11 protein-coding genes and 1 pseudogene are annotated in these 13,427 nt (G+C 52.0%); 5 read left to right on the forward strand and 7 right to left on the reverse strand.

Translation table 11 applies throughout. The annotated features are described in order from the left end of the window. Window positions 1-22: 22 nt before the first annotated feature. Together RI501_RS10300 and RI501_RS10305 are read right to left on the reverse strand one after the other, a co-directional pair. A pseudogene (locus tag RI501_RS10300) lies at window positions 23-1,019 on the reverse strand (linear amide C-N hydrolase). A 12-nt stretch (window positions 1,020-1,031) separates the two neighbouring features. Continuing rightward, entirely contained in the window at window positions 1,032-1,271 is a 240-nt protein-coding gene (locus RI501_RS10305; RefSeq protein WP_313822307.1) for a hypothetical protein, read from the reverse strand. 201 nt (window positions 1,272-1,472) lie between these two features. Between RI501_RS10305 and RI501_RS10310 the strand changes: the two genes are divergently transcribed. Next, window positions 1,473-4,295 (forward strand): MMPL family transporter, encoded by a 2,823-nt coding sequence (locus tag RI501_RS10310; protein WP_313822309.1) that lies wholly within the window; start codon window positions 1,473-1,475, stop codon window positions 4,293-4,295. A 69-nt stretch (window positions 4,296-4,364) separates the two neighbouring features. On the opposite strand, the gene RI501_RS10315 is transcribed toward RI501_RS10310, so the two are convergent. Next, entirely contained in the window at window positions 4,365-4,826 is a 462-nt protein-coding gene (locus RI501_RS10315) for a MerR family transcriptional regulator (protein WP_313822311.1), read from the reverse strand. 198 nt (window positions 4,827-5,024) lie between these two features. Between RI501_RS10315 and RI501_RS10320 the strand changes: the two genes are divergently transcribed. Then, window positions 5,025-5,522 (forward strand): C40 family peptidase, encoded by a 498-nt coding sequence (locus tag RI501_RS10320; RefSeq protein WP_313822313.1) that lies wholly within the window; start codon window positions 5,025-5,027, stop codon window positions 5,520-5,522. Window positions 5,523-5,691: 169 nt separating this feature from the next. Here the strand turns inward: RI501_RS10320 and RI501_RS10325 are convergent, their stop codons facing one another. Both RI501_RS10325 and RI501_RS10330 read right to left on the reverse strand, forming a co-directional pair. Then, the gene (locus tag RI501_RS10325) at window positions 5,692-6,132 is read right to left on the reverse strand and encodes a GNAT family N-acetyltransferase (RefSeq protein WP_313822314.1); all 441 of its coding nucleotides are present in this window, start codon (window positions 6,130-6,132) and stop codon (window positions 5,692-5,694) included. 17 nt (window positions 6,133-6,149) lie between these two features. Next, window positions 6,150-6,809 carry a histidine phosphatase family protein gene (locus RI501_RS10330; RefSeq protein WP_313822316.1) on the reverse strand — a complete coding sequence of 220 codons (660 nt, stop codon included), beginning with the start codon at window positions 6,807-6,809 and terminating at the stop codon, window positions 6,150-6,152. A 363-nt stretch (window positions 6,810-7,172) separates the two neighbouring features. Here RI501_RS10330 and RI501_RS10335 point away from each other — a divergent pair, with 363 nt between their 5' ends. Further along, entirely contained in the window at window positions 7,173-9,263 is a 2,091-nt protein-coding gene (locus RI501_RS10335; RefSeq protein ID WP_313823219.1) for an LTA synthase family protein, read from the forward strand. Between the two features lie 172 nt (window positions 9,264-9,435). Here the strand turns inward: RI501_RS10335 and RI501_RS10340 are convergent, their stop codons facing one another. After that, window positions 9,436-10,428: an NAD(P)/FAD-dependent oxidoreductase gene (locus RI501_RS10340; RefSeq protein ID WP_313822318.1), complete on the reverse strand. Its 993-nt coding sequence runs from the start codon at window positions 10,426-10,428 to the stop codon at window positions 9,436-9,438. A gap of 45 nt (window positions 10,429-10,473) precedes the next feature. Between RI501_RS10340 and RI501_RS10345 the strand changes: the two genes are divergently transcribed. After that, window positions 10,474-11,232: an alpha/beta hydrolase gene (locus RI501_RS10345; RefSeq protein ID WP_313822320.1), complete on the forward strand. Its 759-nt coding sequence runs from the start codon at window positions 10,474-10,476 to the stop codon at window positions 11,230-11,232. Here RI501_RS10345 and RI501_RS10350 read toward each other — a convergent pair. Further along, window positions 11,217-12,260 carry a PrsW family intramembrane metalloprotease gene (locus tag RI501_RS10350; protein WP_313822322.1) on the reverse strand — a complete coding sequence of 348 codons (1,044 nt, stop codon included), beginning with the start codon at window positions 12,258-12,260 and terminating at the stop codon, window positions 11,217-11,219. The two genes, RI501_RS10345 and RI501_RS10350, sit on opposite strands and share 16 nt — an antisense overlap. 204 nt (window positions 12,261-12,464) lie before the next feature. On the opposite strand from RI501_RS10350, the gene RI501_RS10355 reads away from it, so the two are divergent. Further along, window positions 12,465-13,421: a nucleoside hydrolase gene (locus RI501_RS10355; protein ID WP_313822324.1), complete on the forward strand. Its 957-nt coding sequence runs from the start codon at window positions 12,465-12,467 to the stop codon at window positions 13,419-13,421. The last annotated feature ends 6 nt before the right edge of the window (window positions 13,422-13,427 follow it).

A 13,427-nucleotide genomic window follows, 5' to 3' on the forward strand; every position in this document is an offset into this window, starting at 1 on the left:
ACGTTTGGCGGGGGCTGGGTACTTAGTTCAAATCCGTAACAGTGAATTCATTTTTTACTGGGTAAAATTTCGGCGTCGTCCAAGACAACATTTCCCGGGTTAACCGTAGCCGAACCACGTCTAATCGATTGTAAGGTTGGAAATAGTAAGTCAACGATTCGCTACAGGTCGCCGCGCGATAAACCGAGTAAGTCGGCCGGTAATGGTGGCTCTGGGGCACCGTGACGCTATCTAGCAGGTGCCAAGCACTGATGACGCCAGCCGGTTCATCGGCCGGCAGATCGGCGCGTTCCTTATAATAGGCGGCGCGCACGAACCGCCCCCCAGGAGTGTACGATCCACTGGGAACGGGCTTACCCGAAAAACGTCCAGTCGTTACCCGGGGCGTATTAACCGGAACCGTACCCGCGATAAATTCATCCGTATAGTTAACGTACTGCCCTAGCCGGGCCAATTGCTGCTCAAAATCTTTGCTATTGGTGACGACCCCCAACGGGTTTTCCCGAATGCGCATCGGAAAGTGCGTTGGCTCAATCACCACAGCCCGGCCCGTACGGTCAACTACCGCAAAGTGGAGTTCGCTATCGCCAATCGCGTTAGCGGCTAAACGGCCACTCATGAGCTGAATTTCGGGGAGATGCGCCTCAATTTCGGCAATCGACCCATACCGACTGAGTAAATAGAACGAGAACTCGAACGGGGCCAGGTGCACGTGCTCCGGTGTCGGCGTGTCGACGAGGTGTGACCCGTTGGCAGAGGTGTGACCCGTTGGCAAAGGTTAACTTTTGGATGCTGAGACCCCGTTCGTTAACCCCGTCGGACACGTCGATCTCGTGATCGTGGGGCCCACTGCCCCCAATCAACGCGTACTTGGTGACGTAGGGCTGGTTATCGAACAAGCTTTGCCACCGATAACCCCGGGGAACAAAGAGGGGCATGCTGCGCATCACGTGCCAATCCATGGTACGGGCGAGAATGTGACTGCCATCCTTAGCAATCTGTAAAATACTGGTACACATGGTCCGCCTCCTTTAGTCCGCGGCCTGAGCATCGTCTAAGAACCGTTGGAATCGTTGATCGATGGTTCGCTGCCGGGCCGTTTCACCGGACAGACCCATTGCAGCTACGCTAGCCGTGATTTGTAAATAAGCAAACAAAACCTGACTGGGGTCCAGCCCCGTTTGCTGTGCCAATTGGGTTGCCAATTCAAACCGCTGCGCACCCAGCAGCGCCGCAAAGGGGCTAATGTAGGATCGGTGTCGCTTTGCCATACAATCATCCACTTTCTTTTAGTTCGTAAGTACTCCTACTTTACCGGCTTTTAGCGGGAAGTCAATTAAAAGACTTCCTTAACTTTTCTTAAATCAAAACCTATCCCTTCCGGATAAGCCTGAATATGGTAGAATTAAGCATGAATTACACCCTGCTTGCACGGCGGGAAACTAATTACTCAGAGAGGACTCAGATTACATATGCAAGAACGGATTAGAAAGCTTCATCACAACCGAATTTTTGCACTCGTATTCTGGTTAGTTGTGGTCTTTGCGGCCATCGTGACCTTGCCCAATATCAAGACCATTATTCAATACGATGGTCAACCACAATTGGCGAATACGAGTCAACCCGTCAAGGCAACCCAGATACGCAACCATTGGGGGCGCAATCTTGACGGCACGTACACGGTCAACGCGGTGTTCAACAACCCGGCCGGCAAACTGACCAACAAACAGTTAGCCGCGATTAACAAGACCACGTCGGCGTTGCAAAAGAAGTCGACCTATTACGGGATTCAAAAGATCACCACCATGACCAATACCCCGACTAGTCGGCCGCAACTACTTTCTAAGGATCAGTCCACAGAAATCGTTCAGCTGGCGGTCAGTCATAATCAAGGCCCCGTCCGCGACATTGCCAAGCAGTTAAAAAATGAAATTGCGACGGCGGGTCTGGAAACTTACGTGACCAGCCCCGAAATCGTTAGCGATGCGGCCAACGAACACATTGCGTCGTTCACGCTAATCGTCATTTTAATGACGTTGTTGATTGCCCTCGTTGCGATGGGGATTTTATTTGCATCCATTATTGCGCCAATCATCACCTTCTTGGCCATTCTCATCAGCTATATTTCAACCCTTAGTCTCGCAACGAACCTGGCTTATCACTGGAATTTCGCCTATTCCGAATACACCCCCATCTTCCTGTTGCTGGGCATCAGTTTATTTACCCTGCTGACCAGCTTCTGGTTCTTCAGGGAACTCCGGCAACTAACCGACGACGGGGTCGATAGCCAAGCGGCAACGACGCAAGTCATCCATAACTTGGGTTACCGGGTGCTCATCAGCACCCTTAGTTTGACGCTCGCTTTCGGCAGTCTGATGCTCTTTGACTTCTCCAGCATCCGGGCCTTCGGCGTGCTGGGAATTGGCTTTGCCATCACCGGTCTGGCCAGCGTCACCTTGATTCCCGTCTTCGCCGGAATGCTGGGGAGCAGCCTCTTCTGGCCGAAGAAAACCCGGCCCCAATTGGCGGACCATAAATTATGGCGTCAGCTGGCGCGTTTCGGTCTCTGGCAACCCTGGATTGCGGTCATCGTGGTCCTATACTTTGCCGGTGTCGGTCTCTTTGGCGGCGCTCAGGCCCACTTGAATTACAACAATACTCAAGACATTCCCAACAACCAAGCCGTGCAAGGGGCACGGGTCCTCAGTGCCCACTTTGGTCAAGGAAAAGCCACGCCAGTCACGCTGTACCTACAAAACACCCAGCGTCTGGACAATCAAGATCAACTTTACCAATTGGATAACTTAACCAAGAAGCTCCGTGCACAGCCAGGGGTGGCGGCGGTCACCTCAATGACTCAACCTGGCGGGCAACCCGTCACCCAGTATTACGTGGCTCAGCAGTTAAACGGGGTTAATACCAGCTTATCCGGTGCCATGGGGCAACTGCAATCCATCCGGAACGCGATTAAAGCGGATCAGAACGGGTTGAAGCAAAAGGATCTCAAGGCCGAGGTCAAGCGACTCAACAAATTATCGACGCAAACTAACAAATTAGTCGGTCAAAGCAGTCAGTTGCAATCCGCCCTGTCGTCTGCTCAAAGTAACACGTCCACGAGTAGCAGTTCGTCAAAGGCCGCCCGCCGGTACATTCAACAGCTAAACCGGATCAACACGGAACTGACCACCGCTGCCACCACGCTAACCAACTTAGCGGCAGCCGTTGGGTCGACCAGCAGCGATGCCAGCACGGCTCAGTCCAACTTGAGTACCTACCAAGAATCCATCAAGGCAGTCAACTCCAGTCTGGGCCAAACCCGCAAGCAAGTTCAGAAGTTAAACAAGTCCATCAACCAGATTTATACCTACCTGGGGGGCTTACAAAATTCCGCAGCGGCGAAGTCACTGTACTTGACGCCAACGCAACTAGCCAGCGGTGAATTCCAACAATCACTAGTAAACTTTACCGACGTGAAGGCTAAGTCCACCTACCTGACCATTACGTTGAAGCAAGAACCAAACGCCAAGACGACAACTAAGACGTTGCAAGAGCTCAAGCAAGTGGCTACCAGTCAATTGCGTGGGACGTCACTCAAAGACGCCACCCTCACGTTCTCCGGTCAACCCGTAGTGGCTTCGACGTTGCAAACCCAATTCCAACACGACCTCCCACGCGTCTTAGGCTTGGTCTTCGGAATTACCTTATTGTTGTTAGTTCTGTTCAGTCGTTCGCTCCTGCAAGCCAGCTACTGGTTCTTGACCTTCCTGGCATCGGCGGCGGCCAGTTACCAACTAACCCGCCTGCTCATGCAGTGGTTAACCGGTAACAGTCAATTTAACTGGCAGGTTCCTCTGTTGGCCTTCGTTCCCATTACGGTCTTAGCCGTGGTGGAATTAACCCAGTTAGCCTTGAGCTACCGGTTAAACGAAGCCCCATTACTTGACTGGTTATTGCCAGGGATTCACGAGGTTGGTCAGACCATGCGCCACTCGATGTTCATCATCATCGCCGGTGTCTTAGGTCTCTTGGCCGCTGAATCGCAAGTTTTGACGGCGGTGACGTTAATCACCATCCTAACGGCGATTATCTTTAATCTGATGTTGCCTCTCATGGCTTCCTCGTTCGGTAAACTCTCCGTGATTATTCCGGCCCAAAAGCCGTACCACTTCCACCGACCAACTCGGCGAAAGAAGTCCGGACGGCCATCCCGGAAGTCTCGGCGGAACCGGAAGATGCCAACTATCGATGAGTCTACGGATACTACCGCAACCAAGCCCACCGATGATCAAAAATAACTTCATTTGAAGTCAACAAAAGGCACGTGAACCTAATCGTTCACGTGCCTTTTAGTCGTTACTCAATTTCTAATCTTCCCGTGTCAGCCGTTGAGCTTCCTGATTGGGGAGCAACCGGTAGGTCACCGCCCCATCATCGGGCAATATCGCCATCAAGGTCTGCTGGTCATCAAAGGGACCCAGGTTAATGGCCAGTTGTCCGTCAACCTCGGCAAAACCCTGTAAGCCCGTTGAGATAAACCGGTGAAGCACCTTAGCCCGTGAATTTCGCGCAGCCGCCTTTTGAACGGCCGCCGCTAGGGTATAACCGCTATCCAGGAAATACTTGATCATGGATACCTTCACAAACGTGCCAAACGAATACACGCGTGCCTGCTCGCCTTCGCGTTCACGCGACTTAATAAATCCTTTTTTCTCCCAATACCGTAACTGGCGGGGGGACACTCCCGTCATGCTGGCCAATTCCCCAATCCGAAAGATCAACCGATGCACGTCAAAGACGTGTCGCAGCTCATCTGTAAATTCTGCCACGTCCCTAGCCTCCCTCTGACTGAACTGTTTCATTAAAAAGTAGTTTACCAAGACTTCCCGCCAATCCGCAAGTTATCCTACTAGAAAGTAATGTTTTGTTTAAGACATTTAACGGCATTGCAACTCACTTGTTACAAAATTGTCATATTAGACTGGTAGTCTTGTAATTGTAAATTCATGAGGAGTTGTGATGATAGGATGAATAAATTAGTTAAACATCTTGCGACAATCGCTTTAGTTGTTTCCGGCGCCTTCACGTTAGCCACGACCACGGCTAACGCCGATAGCACCACTACTGATACCACCAATCCAACTGTTTCGACGAATACGACGTTCAAGTCCGTCTACAAAGTCGCTAAGTCCCACTTAGGTGCTCGTTACGTTTACGGTGCTGTGGGTCCTAACGTCTTCGATTGCTCTGGCTTTACCAGCTACATTTACCGTAAAGGGGCGAACGTTACCCTGCCACGGACCGCGCAGGCACAATTTAACGCCTACAAACACGTGAAATACGCAAACATCAAGAAGGGTGATTTGGTCTTCTTTGGTGGGAGCAAGTATTCTATTTCTCACGTGGGAATGTACATTGGTAAGGGCAAGATGATCGACGCCCAAAACCGTGGGGTCGTTCGGGAAGCCGTTCACGCCCCATGGTGGCACGCCGTCGGGTACGCCCGAGTTACCAGCAACAACTAATCTGATCTCTCACTCATGAATAAATAGATCGGTAATTAACCTCAAAACGTTGCACGTTAGCAGTTGGCTAACGGCAGCGTTTTTTTTCGTGGCCGAACCCAAAGCGACCATGATTCCAAGTTCAGGAATCATGGTCGCTTTGATTAACTAATCTAAACGCCCCACCGCTTTAATTGGGGGTCGGTTGGTACCGCATTGTCTTATGCTGGATCCCCGCTTCCACAAACGGTTCCCCAATGGCCACAAACCCTAAATCCTGATAAAAGGCTAACGCGGTTAACTGCGCATCCAATTCGATGTGGGCCACATCCGATTTTTGCGCATCGGCAATAATCTGCTTAATCAATGCCCCCGCATATCCCCGCTGACGGTCAGCGGCCATCGTTGCCACTCGCTGGATTTTGACCCGGTTCCCCGCCAACATATCGATCCGCGCCGTGGTCACGGGCCGGTCATCCACGTAACCCACGTAGTGCATCTTGTCTTCATCGGTCCCGTCCAACTCATCTTGCGGATCGATGCCTTGCTCGTCGATAAAGACCCGCCGGCGAATTCCGACGGCGTCTTGGTAACAGGGATTCTGCGTCCCCCATGCCCTGCGACACTCCATACTGTCAGCTCCGTTTCCTAATCTTTTTGATTGTAACTTAACACTTGAATGTCCTGGTCGGTCAGCCGGAGTTTCGTTAAACTCCCGTTAGCAGGCCGCACACTGAGGTCATACTTTCCTTGACCGTAGCGCTCCATCAGGCTCAGTAACGTGTTACCATGACTAATCAGCAAGACGTTATCACCATTGTGTAAGTCGGGGTTACGCCGAATCAGGTCAAATCCTTGATCGACCCGTTGCCAATATTCCGCGTTATCTTCGGCTTGATGGAACGGGTCAGCGGCCTTTAAGAAGTCCTTGGCTCGACCAATGGAATACTTCGCCTCGATGGCTTTAAACGTGGGAACCCCGTGGGGGGCGCCGGCAACGTACCAAGCTTGGGCCATGTCGGTCCCTTCGAAGTACCCGTAGAATTCTTCTCTAAAGAATGGTGCCGTGGTCAACTTAGGCGCCGTAACGTTAGCCGCAATGATGGTTCGCGCCGTTTGTTCGGCCCGGGTTGTATCACTACAGTAGGCCGCCGCAAACTTGACGTCTTTGAGGCGTTGGCCGGCCTGCCGGGCATCGGCTAACCCTGCTTCGGTCAACGGTGAATTACTCCACCCCTGTAGCTTGTTATAAATGTTGAAATAGGTTTGGCCGTGCCGCACCACGTACAGCGTGATTCCTTTATCCATAACGTCTTCACACCTTTCGTCTGAACTACCTCTAGTGTACCAAATAACCCCGAATCAGCGGTTATATTTTAGCGGTTGGCTTAAAGTTTTCCTAAACTTCCCCCGGAACCGTACCACTGTCCCGATTGTTTGCTAGGATTAGGAAAAATGAGCCACCGCAGTTTGCCGGCTCTGGTCGTAAATTATGGTAGAATAGGGCTACTATGGGCTACGGGCCCGTATCCTGTGAAGGTGGGCGTTTTTTTGCCAGCCCCCACACGGCCCCACGCGACCGAGTTTCTGCTGGGTCCATTATTATCCTGATATGAAGGAGCAATTATTGTGGAACGTTTCAAAAAGATTTGGGCTCGAACCGGAACCCGGATGGGCTTTGTCGCCCTCCTGGTCATCCTGTTTTGGCTAAAGACCCTCGTCGCCTACTTTGTCGACTTCAACTTGAACCTTAGTGATCCTTTTCAGTTCATGATCCTCTTGTTGAATCCGTTGGCGACGACGCTCCTACTCTTCGGGCTCGCGCTATACTTTAAGCGTGCACGCTTCTTTTACCCGTTTTTATTTCTCATCGACATTCTCAACACGTTACTCCTCTACATCAACGTGATCTACTTCCGAGAATTCACCGATTTTATGACCGTCAGCACCATGTTGGGGTACTCCAAGGTCGACCAAGGCCTATCCGGCAGTTCGCTGGCGCTCACCTCCCCCCACGACATCCTCTACTGGCTTGATTTGGTCGTGGTATTAGCGCTCATGGCGACTCGCCGGATCTACATCGACCCGCGGCCTGTCAACAAGCGCGTGGGTCTGGCCGTAACCTCATTGTCCATGTTACTGTTCGCCGGCAACCTGACGCTGGGCGAAATGGACCGGCCCCAGTTACTGACCCGGACCTTCGATCGGACCTACGTGGTCAAATACCTGGGGTTAGACGCCTTTACCGTCTATGACGGTATCAAGACCCAGCACACCAGTGAAGTCCGCTCACACGCCAAAAAATCCGAGTTAGACGGCATCCTGAAGTTCGTGCACCAGAACTACGCCGCCCCGAATAAAAAACTCTACGGGGTCGCCAAGGGTAAGAACGTGATCGTCATTCACCTGGAAAGCTTCCAGCAGTTCCTGTTGAACCGTAAAGTTAACGGCCAGGAAGTCACGCCGTTTCTCAACAAGCTGTACAACAGTAAATCGACCTACAGTTTCGACAACTTCTTTCACGAGGTCGGCCAAGGGAAGACTTCCGACGCCGAAACCATGCTGGAAACCGGGACGTTTGGGTTATCGCAAGGCTCACTGTTTACACAACTAGGAAACGACAATACCTTCCAGGCGGCGCCCGCCATCTTCGACCAATCCGGTTACACCACGGCGGTCTTCCACGGCAACGTAGCTAGCTTCTGGAACCGCAGCAACACCTACAAGAACCTAGGCTACCAGTACTTCTTTGACGCCAGCTACTACGACACCTCCGGGGACAAGTCGCTGGGCTACGGGTTAAAGGACAAGTTACTGTTTAACGACTCCGTCAAGTACCTGCAACACCTGCAACAACCATTTTACGTGAAGTACCTAACCGTCACTAACCACTTCCCGTACACCTTAGACAGCGAGGATTCTAGCTTTAAGACACCGGATACCGGTGATAAGACGGTTGACAATTACTTTAAGACCGCCCATTATCTGGATCAATCCGTCAAGGAATTCTATCACTACCTTAAAAAATCGGGGTTAGCTAAGAATTCAATCATCATGCTTTACGGGGACCACTACGGTATTTCTAATTCGTCGAATAAGGCCTTAGCCAAGGTCTTGGGCGTTAACCCCGACGACTGGAACGACTATGATAATGCTCAGCTGCAACGCGTTCCGCTGATGTTCAACATGCCCGGCTACACCCACGGCAAGGTGGAACACCAATATGGTGGTGAAATCGACGTCTTACCAACCCTCCTGCACCTGATGGGGATCAGTTCCAAGAAATACCTGCAATTTGGGACCGACCTGTTCTCAAAGGAACATAATCAGGTCGTGGCCTTCCGGAACCGGGATTGGGAGAGTCCGGATTACACGTCCGTCGATGGGACCATCTACAGCAATAAGACCGGCGAGGAACTTCACCCGACCGGCAAGCAAAAAGCCGCCATCGAAAAGATGCAAAAACACGTCAACGAAGCCCTAAGTTACTCGGATTCGTTGAACCAGAAGAATCTCCTACGCTTCTACCACCCGAAGGGCTTTAAGGCCGTTGATCCCAACGACTACAATTACGCCGACGGGTTGGAAAAGGCCGAAAAGATTGAAGACAAACTGGGCTTGAAGTCCACCAGTCTCTTCTCGCGCAACGGTGATAAGTCCACCCAGAAGTGGTACAGCACCGATGCCCCAGAACTGAACCATAAAGAAACTGACTCGAACCGAATCAAGATTACCAACCAAGACGACACCAGCGGTAAGTAATCACGCAAAACACCATCTCAATTCTGGAGAACTCTCCAGTACTGGGATGGTGTTTTTGGTTCTATAATTAATTTGTATAGGGGCAATGCTTTCGGGGGAATTGTTTTCAGACAATTCCTAAATGACTAGGGCCTGTCTTAAGGCGCAATCACCGATTTAACTGACCAATCCATTAGCCTTCTCGCAACGATGTGCTGTGAACCGGCCCCCGCTTATCCGGGAAGTAGTCCGTCATGATCTGATGAACCGCAATCGGCGCTTCACCGTATCCCGTGGCAATCAACGGTTGCTTCCCGGGGTACGTGGCCCCGTCACCAATCGCAAACACTCCGGGGACGCTGGTCGCCATGGTCGAATCCACCGCAATCAACCGCCGGTCCCGTTCAAAGGCCAGGTCCCAGCCCTCGATCACGTGGTAGTCGGACGTGAAGCCGTAACTAATTAATAACTTATCCACGATGAGGTGTTCTTCCGTATTGGCGCCGACCGTCTTAATGGTCACGTCCACTGCCCCATCGGCCGTAGCGGCCAGTTGGCGGATCAAATACGGCGTTTTAACCGTCACGCTCGACTGATGCAACACATCGACCATGTGCTCTAACCCGCGAAAAGTATCGCGTCGGTGCAACAGCGTGACTGATTGGGCCACCGATTCCAACATCAAGGCCTGGTCGATGGCCGAGTCCCCCCCACCAGCGACCAACACCCGCTGTCCGCGGAACTGGTCCTTATCCGGCACGCTGTAGCTCACCTGACCACGTGCGACGAAGTCCTCAATGTGGGCCACGTTGAGCGGGCGTGGTGCAAAGGCCCCGTTTCCCACCGCCACAATCACGGTTTTACTATGGGTCACGCCCTTAGTCGTGGTCACGGCAAAACCATCGTCAATCGCTTGTAGGTTGGTGACGGGCGTCCCCGTTTGTACGGTTAGCGGAAACTGAGCCAATTGCTGGCGCTGGGCCGTGATCAGGTCCCGCCCTTGAATCGCGGGGTAGCCCGCCACGTCGAGAATCGTCTTTTCGGGATATAAGGCATTGACTTGCCCGCCCAAATCAGCGAGGCTTTCCACCAACTGGGTCTTAGCATTCCGCATTCCCGCGTAGAAGGCCGCAAACATCCCCACGGGACCGCCCCCAATAATTGTAATGTCGTACGTTTCAGTCATGTTCATCACTCCATTTTTAAATTTAACGTGAAAGGAAGTCTGGGTATGCAGCATCGTCATCTCTGGATCAGCGTCGGGATTAGTCTACTGATCATTTTGAGTCTCACGGGCGCGTGGGCCACCCACCACCAAGCCCTTCGTCAATTCCGCGGGCCACAGACCAGAACGGCCACTTTGCTGTTACCCGGCGATGGTGGCAATTGGTTGTCGCTACGCAGTATGACTCTCACCCTCAATCAGCCCCACGTCGCCACCCATAGCTTGACCGCCCACGTTGCCAGCAACGGACACGTCCAGTGGGAACAATTCCATTCAGTGCGGGCCGATAATCCCCTGATTCCGGTTCTGTTCGCGGATAATACGCACCCGCAACGAGAAGCCCATCAATTGGTCGGTGTCCTGAACGACCTCGCTAAGCGTTACCACATCACCCACGTGAATTTCGTGGGTCATTCATCAGGTGGCACCATTGCCTTGGCCTACCTGAACTTACCCCATCCAGCAGCCGTGACCGTCAATCACTTAGTCTGCATCGGCGCCGACTTTCCGGGCATCCCACCGCTGACCCGTCACTATCCAAAACTACAGGTCCTAAATCTCGCCGGCATGATTGACGCCGTGCCCAACGATGGTGAGGTGCCGTTAAGCGATGCTCGGCGGCTGGGCCCCTTAGTTCGGGGGCACGTGGCCAGCTACCGCTTTAAGATCGTTCACGGTCATCTCTGGCAAGTTGAACACTCACTCTTACACGAAAGTGCTCCGGTGGACCGCACCATCGCCACCTTCCTCTACCGTCCTAACTGAGTCGCCTTTAAAATTCGTTGCCCCTGTAACGTCCGGGCTTCACGTAAACCGGCGTTCACCAACACATAGACGGCCAACCAACCGATAGCGATTAAGACCCACTGTTGCAAATACAAAATATCCAACACCGCAAACGGCGCATTCCAATCCCACGCGGCGTGTAACAAGATGGCTAACAGGTAAAAGCGTAAAAACTTCGGGGCTACCATGTTACTCCCCGTGACGGGCTGATGCCGGTCTTTAGCTAAAATAATTGCCGCGCCCATGATGGCTGACCAAATGGTGTGGGTCCCAATGGCTTGCCAGCTTCGCATGAGTAGCGTCACCAACCCGTATTGCCCCGTATACCCGGCCGTTTCGAAGACCGCAAAGCCCGCGCCGATAGCCGCTCCCACTAATAGGCCGTTAAAGATGTAGTTAAGCCGAAATCGGTTAATAAAAAACGCAATCACTAACATCTTGGCAGTTTCTTCGATAAAACCCACGATGAGCGCCGATTCCCAGGAAGTTCCGTTTCCCGATGGAATTAACGAATAGAGAATCATGGTTGCCACCAACGACAGGATGCCGCCCACCAGAAAAATTGTGAAGAGCTGGTAGACCGAGAGATTTTGGAACACGTTGATCTCAAAAAACATCACCAATAGCGAAAACGGGACGGTTAATGACCCGATAAAGATCATTCCGGGAACCGCATTATTACTCCGAAACACTAAAAATAACATGGCTAATAAGACGAAACTACTCCCGAGCAACGCAAAGACCCGTGAGAATAGCCAAGGCTTGACCGGCGTCACGGAGACCGCCTCGAGTGAGGGCGTGGTATTGCGGGTGCCGACAATGAATAAAGATTCGGCGTCATCGCGATTGTGGGCCTTAAACACCTCCGAGAACATGGCAAACAGGTGGATCTCCACCACCTTGTTCTCACCGGTCCACTCGTTCATTTCCTTGGTCGCATCGTCTAAGAGGTGGTTATGATAATGAAATTGCCGTTTGATGGGTTTAACTGACTCTTTATTGGCCATCGGCGTTCCTCCTTTGGTCTCCTGATTGTCCCGTGGGGCCGTGACTGGCCGCTTCCGGGTGACCGAAAAATAATCCTTCCTTATCTTACCGTGAAGCGCGGCGACCTTCAACAAATGCCAGCGAGGGTTGCGGAATGTAACCCGTTACATTATAGTTAAGTTAGGCATTTCGCCAATTATGGATTATAGAGGGGATACGCAATTATGGCAAAACGTAAAATGATTTTGGACCTAGATACGGGGATCGATGACTCCTTAGCCATCGCCTACGCCTTGGGGGCCCCGGATGTTGACTTGATCGGGATTATGGGTTCTTACGGGAACGTCTACGTTGAAGACGGTGCCAAGAACGCCTTAAAGATTTTGGAATTGTTGGGTCACACCGACATTCCCGTCTACGTGGGGGAAAGTCATTCTTCCACGAGTGACCACTTCGACCGGATGCAAGTGAGTGCCAACATCCACGGGGAAAACGGGATTGGCCAAGTCGACCTGCCCGATCCTAAGCGGCCCATCGAAAAGGAATCCGCGGTAGACTTCTTGATTGACGCGGTCCACCAATACGGCAAAGACCTTACCCTGGTCCCAACTGGTCCGATGACCAACTTGGCTGCCGCCTTGAAGAAGGCCCCAGAAATCGCCACCGAAATCGGTAACGTCACCTTCATGGGCGGGGCCTTAACCGTTCCCGGTAACGTCACCTTCGTGGCTGAAGCCAACATCAACCAAGATGCTGAAGCCGCTAACGCCGTTTTGACCAGCCCATTACACTCCACGATGGTGGGCTTGGATGTCACCTTACGGACCTTATTGACCCGCAAGGAAACCCAACAATGGCGTGACCTAGGAACTGAAGCTGGTGAAAAATTTGCCGACATCGTCGATTATTACATCGACGCCTACCGTCAATTCAACGACAACTTAGGTGGTTGTGCCTTACACGATCCATTGGCCGTTGGGGTGGCTTTAGACCCTTCCTTCGTTCAAACGTTAGATCTCAACATGCTGGTAAAGTATGGCAAGGAAGACTACGGTCGGACCATCGGTGACGATAACCGATTGAACGAACCAACGAACGTCAAAGTTTCCGTCCAAGTGGACACGGACCGTTACTTAAAGACGTTCATGAAGTATCTCACCAACCTCTTCAAGCAAAACTAATTTAAC

Source organism: Levilactobacillus zymae (genome assembly GCF_032190635.1).
GTDB classification, from domain to species: domain Bacteria; phylum Bacillota; class Bacilli; order Lactobacillales; family Lactobacillaceae; genus Levilactobacillus; species Levilactobacillus zymae_A.

Excerpts from the sequence above, each read along its gene's own strand:
- RI501_RS10350 (WP_313822322.1), bottom strand. The coding sequence starts at position 12,260 with ATGGCCAATAAAGAGTCAGTTAAACCCATCAAACGGCAATTTCATTAT.
- RI501_RS10320 (WP_313822313.1), top strand. The coding sequence starts at position 5,025 with ATGAATAAATTAGTTAAACATCTTGCGACAATCGCTTTAGTTGTTTCC.
- RI501_RS10340 (WP_313822318.1), bottom strand. The coding sequence starts at position 10,428 with ATGACTGAAACGTACGACATTACAATTATTGGGGGCGGTCCCGTGGGG.
- RI501_RS10345 (WP_313822320.1), top strand. The coding sequence starts at position 10,474 with ATGCAGCATCGTCATCTCTGGATCAGCGTCGGGATTAGTCTACTGATC.
- RI501_RS10355 (WP_313822324.1), top strand. The coding sequence starts at position 12,465 with ATGGCAAAACGTAAAATGATTTTGGACCTAGATACGGGGATCGATGAC.
- RI501_RS10310 (WP_313822309.1), top strand. The coding sequence starts at position 1,473 with ATGCAAGAACGGATTAGAAAGCTTCATCACAACCGAATTTTTGCACTC.
- RI501_RS10335 (WP_313823219.1), top strand. The coding sequence starts at position 7,173 with ATGGGCTTTGTCGCCCTCCTGGTCATCCTGTTTTGGCTAAAGACCCTC.
- RI501_RS10330 (WP_313822316.1), bottom strand. The coding sequence starts at position 6,809 with ATGGATAAAGGAATCACGCTGTACGTGGTGCGGCACGGCCAAACCTAT.
- RI501_RS10305 (WP_313822307.1), bottom strand. The coding sequence starts at position 1,271 with ATGGCAAAGCGACACCGATCCTACATTAGCCCCTTTGCGGCGCTGCTG.
- RI501_RS10325 (WP_313822314.1), bottom strand. The coding sequence starts at position 6,132 with ATGGAGTGTCGCAGGGCATGGGGGACGCAGAATCCCTGTTACCAAGAC.